The organism is Pseudarthrobacter sp. RHLT3-21, from assembly GCF_059383495.1.
Genome location: NZ_JBWZCI010000012.1, coordinates 85893 through 102336 on the forward strand (window position 1 = coordinate 85893; position 16444 = coordinate 102336).

Sequence of the window (16444 nt, forward strand, 5' to 3'; positions counted from 1 at the left end):
CCCGCAATGCCTTTCTTCATATAGGAAAGTACTTGACGCAATGGAAAGTACTTTCCTATGATGGATGCACTACTCGGCAGCGGCGAAAGGGCAACAACGTCATGGACGAGACAACGGCAAGTCCCACTCCTGCCGAGGCGCAGGAGCTCCTGGCGAAGGCGCAATCGATCGGCGCCACCTCCATCAATGCCGCGGCGTGGCCTGTCGCCATGGTTTTCACCAGCCTGGCCATTCTGGGATCGATGCTGATGATCGGCATGCAGATCGTGTCCCACACCGGGTACGGCGCCCCGCTGCTGGCGACCGCCGTCGGAATCTGGGGAGCGGCAACAGCCTGCATCTGGCCGATGTTCCAGACGTCCACCAAAGCCGGGTACACCAGGCGGTTCCTGACGTCACTGATCGCCTACTTCGTTCTGTACGGCATCGCGTTGGGCGTAGGAGCCAGCCTCTTCCGCGACGGGAACATCTGGTTCTACGTGAGCGCCGCCGTCGTACTTGCCGGAGTTGGCCTGGCCGCCGCCTTCCGTGAGCTGCGCGCATGAGTACCGCAGCGGAACATCCCCGCCTCCGGCTCGATGACCTTATCCATCAGCCCGTCCGCTTCTCCATCATGGCGGCACTGGCAGGTGCGGAGTCGTTGGACTTCAAGGACCTGCGGGACGCCATCCAGGTCAGCGATTCCGTGCTCAGCAAGCAGCTGGCCGTGCTGGAGAAGGCCGGGTACGTAAAGATCCGGAAGGGCTTCGCGGGGAAGATGCCGCGGACTTCGGCGAGCGTGACCGCTGCAGGACGGAAGACCTGGGACGGGCACGTGCAGACCCTGCGGGACATCGCCGGCGGCTGACGTCGGAAGGCAACTTATAGTGGGTCCTAGATGCCCGCGGTACCAACGCTTCAGGAGGCCCCATGCTTGTGCTCGTCATCAATTCCGGTTCGTCCTCACTCAAGTACCAGGTCCGTGACGTGGCCGCCGGCATTGTGCTGACCGAAGGGCTGATCGAGAAGATCGGCATGGGCAACGGCGGCGATGGCGACGGCGAAATCGAGGGCCCCCGGGACCATGCGGAGGCACTGGAGCAGGTAGACGCCGCGATCCATGCCGAGCTCGGGGATCTCGAGTTGGCGGCAGTGGGTCATCGTGTGGTGCACGGCGGCGAGCGGTTCGCCGAGCCGGTGCTGATCGACAATGAGATCACCCGCGCCATCGAGCGACTCAACCCCCTGGCGCCGCTGCACAACCCCGCCAACGTCCTCGGAATCCGCGCCATCAGCAAGAAGTGGCCGGACCTGCCGCAGGTGGCCGTGTTCGACACCGCTTTCCACCGCACCCTGCCTGAGCACGCCTGGCGCTACGCCGTCCCGGACGAGCTCTACACGAACCACGGCATCCGCCGCTATGGCTTCCACGGCACCTCGAACGAGTACGTCACGCACCGTGCCGCCGCGCTGCTGGATCTGCCTGTGGACGAGTTCGACGGCGTGATCGCCCACCTGGGGAACGGCGCCTCCGTCACGGCCATCAGCCACGGACATTCGGTGGACACGTCCATGGGCTTCACCCCGCTGGAGGGCCTGGTGATGGGCACCCGCTCCGGCGACCTCGATCCCTCCATCCTGGTATTCCTCGGCCGGAACGGGTGGACGCCGGAGGACATCGACACCATGCTCAACCGTGAATCGGGGCTGAAGGGGCTCGCCGGGAATAACGACATGCGCTCGGTGGTGGAGGCGTCAGAGGCCGGCGACGCCAAGGCTTCGATGGCGCTGGCGGTCACGTCCTACCGGCTGGCCAAGTACATCGGCGGCTACCATGTGGCCGTTGGGGGCGCCAAGGCACTTGTGTTCACGGCGGGGATCGGCGAGAACTCGCACCAGTTCCGCGCGTTGGTGACTGACAGGCTGCGTGCGCTGGGGATAGAGCTCGACGCCGGCCTGAACAGTCAGCGGTCCAAGGAACCGCGGGTGATTTCCACGGCTGCCTCCGTCATCCCGGTGTTGGTGGTGCCCACCGACGAGGAGCGCGCCATCGCAGAGGCGACTGCCGCCGTCGTCCACTCATCGATTGCTCCGTAGCGGCCCTTTTGGGCGCTCCAAAAACGGCGCTGGGCCCACGCCGGCAGGGTGCCATGGCCGAGCTTGCGAGGCTAGGGGGCCGGTGGGGAGCAATGGACGGCTGCGGGGTAGCCTCAGATCATGCCTGAGATCACTTTGCCCCTCCGCACCGAGCGGCTGATCCTGCGCCGGTTCGAAGGTACGGACCTGGACGCCTTCCATGCCTACCATTCGCTGCCCGGCACCGCCCGCTTCCTGCCGGGGGAGGCCAAGAGCTACACCAAGGCCATGGAGTCCGTGGGCAAGTACGCCAACTTCGTTTTCGAGAAGGAGGGCGACTGGGTGGGCCTTGCCATCGAACCGAAGGGATCGCCGGGGCTGCTGGGCGAAGTGGTGCTGAAGTGGCTTCCGGGGCGCGGGCAGGGCGAAGTCGGATGGACCCTGGCGCCGGCCGCGCGGGGCAAGGGCTACGGGGCCGAGGCCGCGGATGCGGTCCTGAAGCTGGGGTTCGAGGAACTGGGAATGCACCGGATCGAGGCCCGGCTCGACGCCCTGAACACCGCCTCCGCCGCTCTCTGCGAACGGCTGGGCATGCGGTTGGAAGCCCGGCTGGTGGACAAATGGCATTACAAAGGACAGTGGGCCACCGAGCTGGTCTACGCGATCCTCGAAGACGAATGGCGCTCCCGGCCTGGTTTCGACAAGCTCAACCACCGGATTTGAGCCCTGGCGTTTCGACGGCGCCTTGGTCATGCCTGCGGTGCGAGGTCCATGGTGGTGAGGCGCAGCCAGAGCCAGAGCCGCTTTTGGGGGTCGTCCAGATCGAGGCTGAAGTCCTTGGCCAGGCGTGAAACCCGGTAGCGGACGGTGTTGTTGTGCACGTGGAGGCGCTCGGCCATGGCGGAGATGTTTCCGTTCGATGCCAGGTAGGCCCGCAGGGTGTCCAGATAGTCAGTTTGCTGGTCGGCGTCGTGGGCCTGGATCTTGGTGATGTCGTCCACGTCGGACAGTCCGGTTTCGGCGATGAACGCCCCGATCTTCAAGAGATTCAGCGGAACCCGGTAATCCTCGAACAGCCCGGCGGTGGCGGTTTGAGCACCGCCCGAACGCGGTGCTGCCGCTTGCTGGCGGAGCAGGTACTGCAGCGTTTGCAGCGCTTCGGACCTGGAGCCCGGCAGGTCCTCCACCCGGGGCGCGATGCCGCCCACGGCGGCGATGAGCGGGTAGGAGCTGATGGTGCGGGCATAGGCGCCGATTTCCTGGACCACACGCCGGTGCACGGCCCTGGGCGCGGTTCCTTCGCAAGGCAGGAGGGCGTAGACCACCGAGTCGATGAGGGCACTGTGGCTTGTGTTGAACTGGATGTTGCAGACCGTTGTGACAAGGTGCAGGAGCCGTTGGATCTCCCGCACTGATTCAAGTCCTCGATGTTATGAAGTCCCTGGCCGAGGCCGGATGACCATGGTTGTCGTCACACACGAGCTCGGCTTCGCCCGGCAGGTCAGCGACCAGGTGGTCTTTATGGACCAGGGAGTTGTCGTCGAAAGCGGCGCCCCTGAACAGGTCCTCGGCTCCCCGCAGCACGAACGCACACAGGCCTTTCTCTCCAAGGTCCTCTAGACCCATAAGCCCAGGCCGGCTACCACCGGCCACCAAGAAAGGTACAACGCCATGCCCCGACAGCAAGTAAGCACAGACCTCGCGCCCGCACCGGCCGGCCCGTATTCCCAAGCCATCGCCGCCAATGGTTTCCTCTTCACCGCTGGCCAGACACCCCACGATCCCGTCACCGACGAAACCGTCGGCGCCACCATCGAGGAGCAGACCGTCCAGGCGATGAAAAACCTGTCCCCGTCCTGAACGCCCACGGACTGGACTTCTCCCACGTCGTTAAGGCCACAGTTCATCTCCACCACCCAGGCCGGGACTTCGCAGGCTTCAACGCCACGTACGAAAAACTCGTTCAGGCCCCCTACCCGGCACGAACAACCGTGGGCTCTTTCCTGGGCTCTTTCCTGGGCGATTTCCTGGTCGAGATCGACGTCGTCGCAGCCATTCCCTAGCCTCCCGGGAAACATCCAGATTTGTTCGGCGCGCAGCCGCGGAGGCCATTGACTGCCTGAGGGCCAAGGGCCACACTGGCGTTGTGCTTAGCTGCCGGCCACGCCGCGCTGGCAACAGGCGTGTCTGAGGAGAACCCGATGCCTGTCGTGGAAGAAACTGTCTACATTGCCCGCCCGCCACAGGAAGTGTTCAACTTCTTGTCGAACAGCGAAAACATTTCGGTCTGGGACTCCTCGGTGGTGCATGCGGAAACAATCGGGACCGGGCCCGTTGGGCTGGGCACGCGGGCCAAAGGAACCAGCAAGATTGTTGGGCGGAAATTCGACTGGACCACGGAAGTGACGGAATTCCAGCCGCCAAGCCGCTTCGTTTCCAAGTCGGTGGAAGGAAAGATGGACTTCACGGTATCCACTGCCTTCGCACCCGAAGGCGACGGCACCCGCCTGAACTACCGGATCGACGCCGGGTCCGGACTGGGAGGGGTGTTCGGCAAACTCGCCGACCGGTTCGTGGAAAAGGCCCAGGCCCGGACCGTCCGTGCCAACCTCGAGACACTGGCCGAACTGCTGGCCGAGCACCCCGAATACGGCAGGGATGACGGCTGAGCCGCGGCGTGCCTACTTCAGCCCGGCCCCCGGAAGGAGCTGCGTGGCGCCGAGGGAATCGGCGATGAACGCGTAGTCCCACGCCCGCTCGCGCCACTGGACGTACCGGCCGGACGCGCCGCCGTGGCCGCCGTCCATCTCGATCTTCATCACCACAGGCTCCGTGCCGGTGGTCTTGTTCCGCAGCTCCTGGACCCACTTGGCCGGCTCCACGTAGAGCACCCGCGTGTCGTTGAACGAGGTCACCGCAGCCACCTTGGGGTACGCAACTGAATGCACATTCTCGTACGGCGAATAAGACTTCATGTAGGCGTACACCTCTGGGTCCGTGATGGGGTTTCCCCACTCTTCCCATTCCAGTGCGGACAGCGGAAGCTCCGGGTCCAGGATGGTGGTGAGGGCGTCCACAAACGGCACCTGTGCCACCACCGCGGCGTATTTTTCCGGAGCCAGGTTGGCCACGGCACCCATCAGCAGACCGCCCGCCGAGCCGCCCAGGGCCGCAATCCGGGATGGATCCACCCACCCGGAGTTGGCCAGCCAGTCGGTGGCGTCCACGAAGTCGGTGAAGGTGTTCTTCTTGGTGAGCTTCTTGCCGTCCTCGTACCAGTGCCGGCCCAGCTCGCCGCCGCCGCGGATGTGCGCGATCACAAACACCACGCCGCGGTCCAGCAGCGACAACCGCGCGATGCCAAAGCCCGGATCCATGCTCAGCTCGTAGGAGCCGTACCCGTAGACCAGGCCCGCCGCCGTCGAATCCTGCTGGACGTCCTTGTGCCGCAGCACGGACAGTGGGATCCGCGTGCCGTCGGCGGCGTCGGCCCATTCGCGGGTGGCCACGTAGTCGCCGGCGGAGTAGCCGCCCAGCACCGGGCTTTCCTTGCGGAGCAGCAGCTCACCAAGCGGCAAAGCGGGGGTGGGCAGCACAAAGTCGTACACGCGCGACGGCGTGAAGTAGGACGTGTAGCCCAGCCGGATCACGGGCGCCTCGTAGTCCGAACCGCCGACGCCGGCCGTGTACAGCTCCTCGTCGAACGCGGGCTCCACCGGGGCTTCCTGCGCGGGGGTGCCGAGGCCGGCCAGCCCCATGACCTGGACGCGCTCGATGGTGTCCTTGCGGATTGAAACGATCAGGTGCGTGGAGGTGACGCCGGCTCCGTTGACGCGGACGTCGTCGGAATGCTCGACGACGGTGCTCCAGTGCTGCCCGGCCAGCGGCCTGGTGAGCTCGGCAGGGTCGATCAGGGAGACCATGGAGTTCACGGCGTTCCGGTTGTGCGTGATGATGAGGCGTTCTGACTTTTCGCCGTCCGGCCCGGTGAGCAGGAACGGTTCGGCCTCATAGAGGACGCGCTCGTCCCGCGAAATCACGGTGGTGAGCGCCGCCGTCGGGTCATCGAAACGCAGCAGGCGGGTCTCGCTGTACTCGGAGCAGCCGATGCCCAGCACGAGGTGACGCCTGTCAGAGGAGAGCTCAAAGCCCAGCCACATGGCGACGTCGTCCTCCTGGTAAATCACCTCATCGTCGGTGACGGGGGTGCCCAGGACATGGGACTTGACCTGGTACGGGCGCCACGAATCGTCCACCACGGTGTAGAAAATGCGGGTGCCGTCCGGGGAGAAGCTGACGCCGTAGAAGATGTTCTCGATGACGTCCGGCAGGAGTTCGCCCGTGCGGAGGTCCTTGATGCGGAGGGTGAAACGTTCGTCGCCGGCGTTGTCCACGGCGTAGGCGTAAAGGTTCCCGTCCACCGTGACGGCCGAGCCGCCCACCGAGAAGAACGGCTTGCCTACGGCTTCAATGTTGCCGTCCAGCAGAACTTCCTCGCCGGGGATTTCGACGCCGGCCTCCACTGCGGGGGGAGTCCAGTCGGCCACGGGGTTGCCGGTGTCCTGGGCGCGGACGCGGCACTGGATGCCGTACTCCTTGCCCTCAACCGAGCGGCTGAAGTACCACCAGCCGTCCTTCCGGTTGGGGACAGACAAGTCTGTCTCCTGGGTGCGGCCCTTGATTTCCTGGAAGATGGCCCCGCGCAGCGGCTCCTGGTGCGCGGTGACCGCCTCCTGATACGCGTTCTCGGCCTTCAGGTGCTCAACCACCTCGGCGGATTCCTTCTCGCGCAGCCACTCGTAGTTATCCACGAACGTGTCGCCGTGGTGCGTCCGCTCGTGCGGGACCTTCTTGGCCACCGGGGGCGCAGCAGGCGCGGGCGGCGCGGGGGAGGCGGCGGCGGAAGGGTTGGCGGAATCCTGCAGCGGAGTCTGGGTCATGCCTTCAATATATAGAGCCGGGCGGACAACGGGGTGGCCGTTCGCTACCGGGGTAGCGCGGCCCCTTCCCGCCCCCGTTGATCTATCACTTATGGTCCCTAAACCCGCGGCAAAGCGACTCTAAGTGATAGATCAACGGGGCGGGCGGCGACAAGCAGCTAAGTTACCCGCGGGAACCCCTTGAACCGTCCTCCGCCCGGTGCTAGAACAGCATTACCGGGAGGATCCGGACGCGTCTCTTTTTCATCTGCCTCTAGAGGGCGATTAGCCGTTTGGGCACGCCACAGCGCCAGATAGCGCATCGGCAGTCTGCGGGTGACCCTCCCGATACGGTGGCCCCCGGCATCGCCGGGGGCCATCCCTCACCGTTCGGGGGTGAGAACTCTGGAAAACACTACGGCGCCGTTGGCGTTCCGCAGGCTGGCGGTGAAGCTGTCATCCTCGCCCAGCTGGACGTGGCCGAAGAACTGGTTCTCGCCGTCGCGCGGTGATTCGCCAGGGAACCGTCCGGCCTTGGCGAATACCACCTCGGGTCCGAACGTCCCGTCCATCGGGTTGGGCCCGAAGGATCCGGCTGCGATGGGGCCGGCCACGAACTCCCAGAACGGATCGAAGTCCGTGAAGGCCGCGCGCCCGGGGGAGTAGTGGTGGGCGGCGCAGTAGTGCACGTCGGCCGTCAGCCACACCACGTTCTTCACGCGGTTCCGCTTGAACGCGCTCAGCACCCCGGCGATTTCGAGCTCGCGGCCCAGCGGCGCACCGGGGTCGCGGTTGGCCAGGCTTTCCTGGTTCACGGCACCGTCCGGGACGATGATGCCCAAGGGCAGGTCCGCGGCGATCACCTTCCAGGTCGCCTTGGACTTGGAAACCTCGCGGATCAGCCAGTCCACCTGCTCCTGGCCAAGGATGGGGGTGGCGTGGGCCTCCTTGCCGTCCGTGTTGGGCGACTTGAAAGTGCGCATGTCCAGGCAAAACACGTCCAGCTGCGGACCGCGGGGGATCTTCCGGTAGATGCGGGCCGGCTGGTAGTGCCCGCCGTCGTCGAACGTTCCGGGGCGCCACAGCGCGGAACTGTCAGCGATGGGCATGTTCTCCTGCCATGCCTGCCGGCCACGCGCTGCGAGGGTGTTGACGTCGCGGACGGTGTAGCGGGGGTCGTCGATGATCTCGCCCGGGTACCAGTTGTTGGTGGTTTCGTGGTCGTCCCAGTTGGCGATCACGGGGACGTCGGCGAACATGGCGCGCATGTTGGCGTCCAGGGAGTTGTAGCGGTGCCGGCCGCGGAACTCGGTGAGCGTTTCGGCCACCTTGGAGATCTCCTCCGTGACAAGGTTGCGCCACACCTGCCCGTCCTTCTCCACCACAATTTCGGCAATGGGGCCGTCGGCGTAGACGGTGTCGCCGGAGTGGATGAAGAAGTCGGGCCGGGTGTTGTGCATGGCTTGGTAGCCGCGCATGCCTCCGATCTCCTCGTTGATGCCCCAGCCCTGGCCGGCGGTGTCGCCGGTCCAGACAAAGCTTTGGGCGTACGACGGCGTGGTGTCGCCGCCGGTGCGTCCCTCCCCGTTGAAGGTCCCGGCGTCGGGTGCCGTGCGGAAGGTTCCGCGGACGGTCTCGCCGGCCGCGCCGCCGTCGTCCTCGAAACTGATCTCCAGTGCGAAGCGGGTGTTGGATGGCAGGTTGCCGGCGTGGATTTTGGCCGTGAAGTCGGAGGCCTGGGTGGCCCGGGGTCCGCGGAGGGTGCGTTCGAAGGCTCCGCGGCCGCGCAGGATTTCGCCGCCGGCTTCCACCGCGCGGAGGGTGGCGGTCATCCGGCCCGCGGCGGAGGAGCGGGACCAGAGCACGGCGGAATCGGAAGTGACGTCACCGGTGGCGATGCCGCTGGGCAGGGTGAGGCGGTTCCGGACCAGTGGGATCCCGGTCCGGCCGGCCGGGAAACTGCTGGCGTTCGCGGCGGCGGGCGCGGCCGCCAGCGCTGCTGCGAGGACGGAACCCTTGACGATGGTGCGGCGTGAGATATCAGTCATGACCCCACCCTGCAGGAGGCGAAGGCACGGCCCGTTTCCCCCGGATGAACACCCGGCGTGGCGCGGGTTAACTCGTGCTGGTGTGGGTTGCCACATAACGCTGAGAGGGATCTTGACAGGGCGTCATAATCGCGGGGTAATTGTAAGCACTCTTAGTAATTTGGGGGCGATGATGAAAAACCTGATTCCGAAAGGTACCCTCCGGAAGATGCTCCTGCCGCCCACGTACGGGTTGCACCTGGCGCGGGGCGCTGAGTTCACGGTGCTCTCCGTCGAAGTCTGGAGCACGTGCCTGGTGGTCAACATCCACGTTGAATCCGCTGCGGGCAGAGCGGTCCCCGAAATTGCCATCGAAGACCATTGGGGCACGCTTTACACCTTCCGGGACTCCGCCCGCCTGGGCTCCCGGAACCTGCAGGTGTTCACCCCGTCCGTGCCGCCCGGCACCAGGAGCCTGACCATCAGGTCCACCGACGACGCCGGCGCGCGCCTGGTGGTGGCCTTTGCCGTCCCCCGGATGCGGGAAGCCGACGAAACTGCCGCAGCGCCCACTTCCCGCCCAGTCCGCCTGCGCCGCCCCGCATAGAAAGTCCCTGCCTACAAAGTCCCGTCTAGAAGGCCCTGCCCAGGAAGTCCTGCCTAGAAAGTCCTGCCTAGGGACCCGCCAGGCCGTTGGCTGCCGCATAGTTGCCCAGGGTGTCCCCGGCCATGGCGGCCGAGATGGCGCCGATGGCTCCCGGATCGGTCAGCACAATCGACTGCCCGTCGGCCGAGGTCCCGATACCACTGGTGGGGAGAGTGAACATCACCATGTCGTTGGGCCGGACGTCTTTGAGTTCCACGGCCAGCCCCGCCAGGGTTCCGGCGTCCAGCCCGGCATCCACACTGATGAACGGGGCTATCGCGCTGACCACGTTGTGCACTTTGAGCGGATTCAGGAGGGTGTCGGCGCTGAGGTTCTTGGCCAGCAGCGCCCGGATGAACGCCTGCTGGTTGCGCACGCGCTGGTAGTCGCCATCGGCGAACGCGTACCGCTCGCGGACGAACTCAAGGGCGTGCCCGCCGTCGAGGGTGTTCGTGCCCGCGGGGAAGGCGATCTGGTCGTGGTAGGACACAAACGGCGCCGGGATGTTGACTTCCACCCCGCCGAGGGCGTCGGTCATCCCCACAAATCCTTCGAAATCGATCATGGCGACATGGTCGATGCGCTGCCCAAAAAGGGATTCCACTGTCTGCACCATCAGCGGGACGCCGCCGAATGCCAGGGCGGCGTTGATTTTGGCATGGCCGCGGCCCGGGATGGGTACCCAGAGGTCCCGCATCAGTGAGATGGAGTAGATTTTGCTCCGGTCGGCGGGGATGTGGACCAGCATCAGGGTGTCCGCGCGCTGGTTCGACCCGGTGCCGGAAGTGGCGTCCTCGGTGGTGGCGCCGCGGCTGTCGCTGCCCATCACCAGGATGTTCAAGGAGCGTCCCGTATCGGACGGCGTTCCACCGGCCGGTGCCGGACCAGCACCGGGAACGCCGCCGACAGTGCCGCCCGCGCCGGCGGCCCCGTTGGCCACGGACGGCTGCGGGCGGGTGGATTCGGCGGGGAAGACGTTTTCGATCGTGGTGGTTTCGGAATCGAAGATCCTGCCCAGGTTGTACAAGTAGACGCCCGCCGCCGTGGGAATGAGCAGGACCAAGGCCAGCAGCACCAGCAGAACGGCCCGAATCGGGTGGCGCCTGTGTGCTGGATTGCCCTGGTAAGTAAGGCCCGGATGCGCGGACGTAATGCCCATTTCCGAAAATTAGCACCGGCGTCGCGGCACCACATCGGGGGAATCCGCAGAAAAGCCGCACCATAGTCCGCACGTTTAAGCACAACGGAGGCCCGTCGGCAAAGGCGTTGGAGCCGGGGCAGGCGTATCCTGATCAGGCAAAGGCGCACCCGCCCAGCGTGAGAGGGGAAGTTCCATGACCATCCCGCCAGTACACGAACCGGAGCCGTTCCCGCCGGAACCAGGCCCGGACCCCTTTAGCCCGGACCCAACGCATCCCGGCCACCCGGGACCGGAAAGGCCCAGCCCCATCCCGACGCCGGAACCTCCCGGCCCGCTGCCCGTCCCGGATCCGGGGCCGGCGCCGCTGCGCCCGGACCCCACCCGGAGCTAAGTCACCAAGTGAAACGGCCCACGGCACAGCCGTGGGCCGTTTCACTTAGTGCCCGCCCGCTGGTGCCAGGAGTTCGAACGCCGGAGTTCAGAGCCAGGCGTACTACCCCGCGCCGTACTACCTACCCGCCCGCGTACTCGGGCAGCCGCCCTTCGCGCATGGCAGCCGCCATCTGGGCGATCCCGCCGTAGTCCGGAAACAGTACTGACGCTCCGCCGGGCGCCATGCCCGCGCCGGCCGTCGGCAGGGTGAGGGACACCACGGCGTTGGGGTCGATGCCGCGCATGCCGTAGGCCAGGATGGCGACACCCACAGGATCGAACCCCTGGTCCACGGTGAGGTAACCTCCCGCGAAATTCACCAGGGCCCGCACGGCAGTCACGTCGTTCAGGGCGCCGCCACTGGTCAGCCGGGCGAGGATGGCGCGCAGGAACGTCTGCTGGTTCCGGACCCGCTGAAAGTCGCCGTCAACGAAGGCGTAGCGCTCGCGGACGAATTCCAGCGCCGCCTGGCCGTCGAGGTGGTTCACCCCCGCCGGGAAGACGTGCTGCGTTTCGTGGGTGGACTGGAACGGCACGGTGACGTTCACGTCGATTCCGCCCAGCCCGTCAGTGAGCGTCTTGAAACCGTTGAAGTCCAGCATGACGGTGTGGTCGATGTGGGTCTCCATCAGGGACTCCACCGTCCGGGTGGCCAGCGGGATGCCGCCCACCTGCAGGCTGGTGTTGATCTTGGCGTAGCCGTAGTCGGGGATGTTGACGTACAGGTCCCGCATGAGGGAGACCACGTGCACGCTGCGGCGATCGGCCGGGATGTGGACCAGCATGAGGGTGTCGGCACGGTGGTCCTGGGATTCGCCCGTGGCCGCGGTGATGGCCGCCTGCTCCCGGGCGTTGGCGCGGCTGTCGCTGCCGATCACCAGGATGTTCATGGGAGCCGCCGGGAGTTCCGCGATGGGTTCGGGCGGCGGGGGAGGGGCCGGTGCCGGTGGCGGCGTCGTTTCCGAAGGAGTGGGGGTGACGGTGTCAGTGATGATGGGCGCCGGGGCTGCAACTTCCGCGGCAGGCCGGGTGAACAGCAGGGCGGACACGGCGACGACGGCCACCAGTACCAGCGACAGCACCGCCGCCATCACACGGCGGCGTTTCAGCGCGGCAGGCGCAGCAGGCTCGGGGCCGGAAGGGGCCGGGCCGGTTGGATCAGGACCGCTTGGGGTGCTCACCATGATTTAGTGTCCGCCCTCGGACCCGGTTCCGGCTACAACGCGGAGCGTGTCGTTTCCGTGCTGTAACCTACGACGGCGGCGCGCCGGTTTAGGCGGGAACGTTCAGGCGGGCGTGCCGTAAGACGGAAACGATGGCGGGGGCCAGTTCGTCTTCCATCTGGTGGTAGATCTCGGGGCTGCGCCGGTAGGGGTCGATGATGTCGTTTTCGGAGGAATCCGCCGGCAGCGATAGGTGCCGGACGGACGCGGCCCGCGCGGGCAGCCCCCGCCAGAAGGTGGTGTTGGCACTGAGGGGACTGCCGCCGTCGGCCCTCACCGAAACGTTTGCGGCACTGCCCGAGCGCTCGTCCAGGACGTCGAGCATGCGGGCGAACTCGCGGATGGTGAAAGTGCGTTTGAGCAGGGAAGCGTCCAGCTGGAGCACTTCGCCGCGGTGGCCCGAGGTCATGGTGAGTACCAGGTCCACGCCGCGCAGGATCTTGCTGGTCAGCTGCCGCGAGACGAAACCGTCAGGGTTCCCGCCAAAGGTGCGCACTATGTCCCCGGACAGCGGCTGCATGGGGTCGCCCACCATGGCCCGGGTCCCCGCGCTGGTGACCTCGAATCCGCCCGACATCACCTGGTCCAGCCCGGCCTGCAGCAGCCGTTCGGCCACGGGGGAACGGCAGATGTTGCCGGTGCAGACCGTCAGGATCCTCACGGGTGCGGGGGCAGATGCGGGGGATTCCACGGAACTTCTCTTTCCAGCCGATGCGCAGGACCGGTGCGGCCCGTCGTGTCTTTCAACTTAACACGTGCAGTACTCTGCCGCTCCAGCACCGGATGGCGCCGTCGTACTTTTCGTGTGACGACCCATCCTTAATGCCTTGTGGTGCGAATCACACTTGACCACAGGGATTCCCCTGTGGTCGCTGACCAAGGAGTGAATCGTGAAACGGAATACAAAGTTGGTTTTTGGTGGTGCCGGTGTCGCACTGCTGGCTGCTGTGTCGCTGGGTGCCATGCCGGTGATGGCTCAGAGCCCAAAGTCGGCGGAGAAAACAGTCACGCTGAGAGCGACCCTCACGGAGCTTAATGGTTCCGGGGCTTCGGGCACCGCCACCGCTGTTGTCCGCAACCAGAAGATCCAGCACATCGAGGTCCACGCCACCGGGTTGACGCCCGATGCCCCGCACGCCCAGCACATCCATTACGGCAACCAGGCCCTGAACGAGTGCCCCACGCTGGCGCTGGACAGCAACGGTGACGGACGGCTGAATACTGTCGAGGGTGTTCCGGCCTACGGCCCCGTTGTGGTGTCGCTGAACACCACCGGTGACACCACGCCCGCCAGTTTCCTGGACGTTTCCCGGTTCCCCGTCTCCCAGGACGGCAGCTATGACTACAGTCGGGACAACATCGAATTCACGGATGTGGCCGGGACCGGCTACCCCGGAGCCGGCGGGCTCGGTACCGCCAAGCAGATCGCTGACGCCATCCGCGACGGCGAGGGAGTGCTGGTGATTCACGGGCAGGACTACGACGGCAACGGAACCTACAACTTCAGCGACCCTGAGGGTGCCAGTGAGCTTAACCCGAGCCTCCCGGCAGAGGCCACTGACCCCGCCGTCTGCGGCGTCCTGCACTGAACGCGCATTTGCCCGCTCTTCGGGCCCCAGCAAGGCTTACCCCAGTGCCGTGCTCGGCTTGAAGATGGCAATGAACGGCAAGAAGAAGGGCCTGCCCGCACTCCGCGGACGGGCCCTTCCTGCTGCCTTCCCGTGACCGGGTCAGACTGCGTCCGAGGCGCGGAAGGTGGCCCCGCCGTCCGTGGATACGACCAGTCCGGCAGAGGTGGCGGCCCAGACCCAAGGATTCGCGCCTGAACCCTCCACCGCCGCTATCGCCTGGACCTCCCCTTCGATCCGCCCCGTCCGGGACCAGGTGGCCCCGCCGTCAGCCGAATAATGTACGGAACCGTCCGGTTCCACGCCAATGGCTTCGGTGGGGCTGGCGAAGGTCACGAACTGGATCACCGGGGCGGCCGGGGTGAGGGCCCAGGTCTTGCCGCCGTCGGTGGAGCGCTGCACCCCGTCGCGGGTGGTCGCAAGGACCGTGTCACTGAACGGGTCGGCGGCCAGGGCCGCCGGGCTGAAGCCGGCGGCCTGAACGGACCAGGTCTTCCCGTCAGGGCTCGTGCGCAGGGTCCCGTCAAAGGCCACGATGCCGGACTTGGCCGAGGTGAGTGCGTGGAAGTCCGATTCGCCCTGGCGGGAGAGCTGCTCCCAGGTCTTGCCGCCGTCGGTGGATTGGATCAGGCCCAGTGGGTTAGGCAGGTCTGAGCCCGGCCCAGGGTGGCCCGAGGCGTAAAACAGGCCTTGGCCAGGGCCTGCGGTGAAGCCCATCAGGTCGGTGGTGCCGCCGATTTTGGCGGCGGGCTGTGCGGTGACGTCGTACAGACCATCGTGGGTGGCCAGGAGAACCTGGTCCGTTTCGCGGTTCACGGTGAGGCCGTGGATGTGGCTGCTGGGCAGGCCGGACGCGGAGTTGGTCGGGGCAGCGGTGCTCGCGGCCGGCGACGAAGCGGGTGTGCAGGCGGCAACAGTGAGCAGAAATGCGGTCGCCGCGGCGGCGGCCGAAGCGGGACGGTAACGGTTGAATGTGCGCGCGGGCATGGGAATCTCCAGGTGGCGGAACGAAAAGTATGGGTGGTCAGGCACCGGCCCGTGGCCGGGCCGGTGCCTGGGGTGCTGGCTACAGGGTGGCCAGCAGGTCCTTCATTTCCTGGATTTCGGTTTCCTGGGCCGTCACGATGTCTTTGGCCAGCTGGACCGCTTCGGGGTTCTTTCCGTCGGCGCTTTCGGTCTTGGCCATCAGGACGGCGCCTTCGTGGTGGGCGATCATCTGGGTCAGGAACAGCCTGGACGCCTCGGTGCCCTGGGCCGCACCGAGGGCGGTCATGTCCTCCTCGCCCATCATGCCGGACATGCTGTGCCCGCCAGCCATGCCGGAGGGCATTTCGATGGGTTGATTCCAGGTCTTGAGCCAGCTCGTCATTTTCTCGATTTCGGGCCCTTGGGCGGCTTTGATTCTGGTGGCCAGGGCGGTCACCGCAACCGGGATGCCTTCCTTCTTCAGCATCAGGTCCGACATTTCCACGGCCTGGGCGTGGTGCGGGATCATCATCTGGGCGAACATGGCGTCGGCTGCGTTGAAGTCGGCTGCTGCCGGGACAGAGCTGGAGGACATTCCGGAGCTGCCGTGGTTCATGCCCGGCACGCTGCCTCCGTCGGAACCGGCGGAACCGGTGGAGCAGCCGGCCAGGGCAGTCGCCGCAGTGATGGTGAGGGCGGAAATGGTCAGGGTCTTTTTCATCAAAATCAGGGTCCTTCGAAGTATCAGCCGGCGTCAGGCGCCGTTGCGGATGCGTGCGGTGGTGGGGCCGGGTGGCCGGCCCCGGCGTATGCGGGGTGGCTGGGCAGCGTCAGTGGCTGCGCAGGGTGCGCCGGGTGCGCCGGACAGGACCCGGCGCAGGGCAGTTTTACGTCCGGCTGATACAGAGGTCGCCGGGGGAAGGACTGCCCGGTAGATAGGAATAGCTGGTGGCCACCAGGCCGGCGCCGGTCACGTTGGGGGCCGGGAACGGCGTGCTGCCGGGCAGCGGCGCCGATAGGGAAGTGTTCGCCGGGGACAGGACGCAGGCCGCGTCCCCGGCGGCCATCGTCGGGCAGCCGCCGTGGGCCATGCAGGTCGACGCCGTCCCGGAGACCGCTGCCGCCGGAGTGTCGGAAGCGGGGGATTGGGCTGCCCGGTGGCCTCCGTGGCCGGTATGGGAGGCCTGGATCTGCGTCAGGGTCATGTCCGTTCCGGCCGGGACAGCCGCGGGCATGGTGTGGGCGCCGGACATGATGTGCATCCCGAAAATCCCGGCGATGACAGCCAGCAGCCCGGTCAGCAGCACTGCACGGTGGAGGAGGGCCACGATGGGGCTGGATGCAGCCACGGCGTTCCTCCTGCTCGCGTGGGCGGGTCTCTTGGTCCGACAGTACCGGGTTGGCGTG

The 16444-nt window shown here is 66.3% G+C and carries 18 protein-coding genes and 1 pseudogene; 10 read left to right on the forward strand and 9 right to left on the reverse strand.

Annotation, left to right across the window (positions count from 1 at the left end):
- Nucleotides 1-101: 101 nt before the first annotated feature.
- The 4 genes from AC50YA_RS14195 (at nucleotide 102) to AC50YA_RS14210 (ending at nucleotide 2778) form a co-directional block, all read left to right on the forward strand.
- Complete coding sequence (locus AC50YA_RS14195) at nucleotides 102-545, forward strand: hypothetical protein (RefSeq protein WP_494982909.1); 444 nt, start codon at nucleotides 102-104, stop codon at nucleotides 543-545.
- A complete protein-coding gene (locus tag AC50YA_RS14200) occupies nucleotides 542-847 on the forward strand; it encodes a winged helix-turn-helix domain-containing protein (RefSeq protein ID WP_494982910.1) in 306 nt (101 codons plus the stop codon). The genes AC50YA_RS14195 and AC50YA_RS14200 overlap by 4 nt, the downstream gene beginning before the upstream one ends.
- Before the next feature lie 62 nt (nucleotides 848-909).
- Entirely contained in the window at nucleotides 910-2076 is a 1167-nt protein-coding gene (locus AC50YA_RS14205) for an acetate kinase (RefSeq protein WP_494982911.1), read from the forward strand.
- 120 nt (nucleotides 2077-2196) lie between these two features.
- The gene (locus AC50YA_RS14210; RefSeq protein WP_494982912.1) at nucleotides 2197-2778 is read left to right on the forward strand and encodes a GNAT family N-acetyltransferase; all 582 of its coding nucleotides are present in this window, start codon (nucleotides 2197-2199) and stop codon (nucleotides 2776-2778) included.
- A 26-nt stretch (nucleotides 2779-2804) separates the two neighbouring features.
- On the opposite strand, the gene AC50YA_RS14215 is transcribed toward AC50YA_RS14210, so the two are convergent.
- Complete coding sequence (locus AC50YA_RS14215; protein ID WP_494982939.1) at nucleotides 2805-3458, reverse strand: PucR family transcriptional regulator; 654 nt, start codon at nucleotides 3456-3458, stop codon at nucleotides 2805-2807.
- A 2-nt stretch (nucleotides 3459-3460) separates the two neighbouring features.
- Between AC50YA_RS14215 and AC50YA_RS14220 the strand changes: the two are divergent.
- The 4 genes and pseudogenes from AC50YA_RS14220 to AC50YA_RS14235 form a co-directional block, all read left to right on the forward strand.
- Nucleotides 3461-3675 (forward strand): annotated as a pseudogene (locus AC50YA_RS14220) (ectoine/hydroxyectoine ABC transporter ATP-binding protein EhuA); the annotation flags it as partial.
- 51 nt (nucleotides 3676-3726) lie between these two features.
- Complete coding sequence (locus tag AC50YA_RS14225; protein WP_494982913.1) at nucleotides 3727-3915, forward strand: Rid family hydrolase; 189 nt, start codon at nucleotides 3727-3729, stop codon at nucleotides 3913-3915.
- 11 nt (nucleotides 3916-3926) lie between these two features.
- Nucleotides 3927-4118, forward strand: a complete 192-nt coding sequence (locus AC50YA_RS14230; protein WP_494982940.1) for a RidA family protein — start codon at nucleotides 3927-3929, stop codon at nucleotides 4116-4118.
- A gap of 138 nt (nucleotides 4119-4256) precedes the next feature.
- Complete coding sequence (locus AC50YA_RS14235) at nucleotides 4257-4724, forward strand: SRPBCC family protein (RefSeq protein WP_494982914.1); 468 nt, start codon at nucleotides 4257-4259, stop codon at nucleotides 4722-4724.
- A 12-nt stretch (nucleotides 4725-4736) separates the two neighbouring features.
- Here the strand turns inward: AC50YA_RS14235 and AC50YA_RS14240 are convergent, their stop codons facing one another.
- Nucleotides 4737-6995: a S9 family peptidase gene (locus tag AC50YA_RS14240; protein WP_494982915.1), complete on the reverse strand. Its 2259-nt coding sequence runs from the start codon at nucleotides 6993-6995 to the stop codon at nucleotides 4737-4739.
- Between the two features lie 362 nt (nucleotides 6996-7357).
- On the reverse strand, nucleotides 7358-9022 hold the full coding sequence (locus AC50YA_RS14245; RefSeq protein ID WP_494982916.1) for an alkaline phosphatase D family protein: 1665 nt from the start codon (nucleotides 9020-9022) through the stop codon (nucleotides 7358-7360).
- A gap of 169 nt (nucleotides 9023-9191) precedes the next feature.
- On the opposite strand from AC50YA_RS14245, the gene AC50YA_RS14250 reads away from it, so the two are divergent.
- Nucleotides 9192-9608: a hypothetical protein gene (locus tag AC50YA_RS14250; RefSeq protein ID WP_494982917.1), complete on the forward strand. Its 417-nt coding sequence runs from the start codon at nucleotides 9192-9194 to the stop codon at nucleotides 9606-9608.
- A 67-nt stretch (nucleotides 9609-9675) separates the two neighbouring features.
- Here AC50YA_RS14250 and AC50YA_RS14255 read toward each other — a convergent pair whose 3' ends face one another.
- From AC50YA_RS14255 to AC50YA_RS14265, 3 genes are all read right to left on the reverse strand, one after another.
- Nucleotides 9676-10806 (reverse strand): LCP family protein, encoded by a 1131-nt coding sequence (locus AC50YA_RS14255; RefSeq protein ID WP_494982918.1) that lies wholly within the window; start codon nucleotides 10804-10806, stop codon nucleotides 9676-9678.
- Nucleotides 10807-11300: 494 nt separating this feature from the next.
- Nucleotides 11301-12401 (reverse strand): LCP family protein, encoded by a 1101-nt coding sequence (locus tag AC50YA_RS14260; RefSeq protein ID WP_494982919.1) that lies wholly within the window; start codon nucleotides 12399-12401, stop codon nucleotides 11301-11303.
- Between the two features lie 91 nt (nucleotides 12402-12492).
- Complete coding sequence (locus AC50YA_RS14265; protein ID WP_494982920.1) at nucleotides 12493-13134, reverse strand: arsenate reductase/protein-tyrosine-phosphatase family protein; 642 nt, start codon at nucleotides 13132-13134, stop codon at nucleotides 12493-12495.
- A 199-nt stretch (nucleotides 13135-13333) separates the two neighbouring features.
- Here AC50YA_RS14265 and AC50YA_RS14270 point away from each other — a divergent pair, with 199 nt between their 5' ends.
- The gene (locus AC50YA_RS14270) at nucleotides 13334-14032 is read left to right on the forward strand and encodes a hypothetical protein (protein ID WP_494982921.1); all 699 of its coding nucleotides are present in this window, start codon (nucleotides 13334-13336) and stop codon (nucleotides 14030-14032) included.
- A gap of 141 nt (nucleotides 14033-14173) precedes the next feature.
- Here AC50YA_RS14270 and AC50YA_RS14275 read toward each other — a convergent pair whose 3' ends face one another.
- The 3 genes from AC50YA_RS14275 to AC50YA_RS14285 form a co-directional block, all read right to left on the reverse strand.
- The gene (locus AC50YA_RS14275) at nucleotides 14174-15058 is read right to left on the reverse strand and encodes a F510_1955 family glycosylhydrolase (RefSeq protein ID WP_494982922.1); all 885 of its coding nucleotides are present in this window, start codon (nucleotides 15056-15058) and stop codon (nucleotides 14174-14176) included.
- A gap of 79 nt (nucleotides 15059-15137) precedes the next feature.
- The gene (locus tag AC50YA_RS14280) at nucleotides 15138-15758 is read right to left on the reverse strand and encodes a DUF305 domain-containing protein (protein WP_494982923.1); all 621 of its coding nucleotides are present in this window, start codon (nucleotides 15756-15758) and stop codon (nucleotides 15138-15140) included.
- Nucleotides 15759-15924: 166 nt separating this feature from the next.
- Nucleotides 15925-16386, reverse strand: a complete 462-nt coding sequence (locus AC50YA_RS14285) for a hypothetical protein (RefSeq protein ID WP_494982924.1) — start codon at nucleotides 16384-16386, stop codon at nucleotides 15925-15927.
- Between the last annotated feature and the right edge of the window lie 58 nt (nucleotides 16387-16444).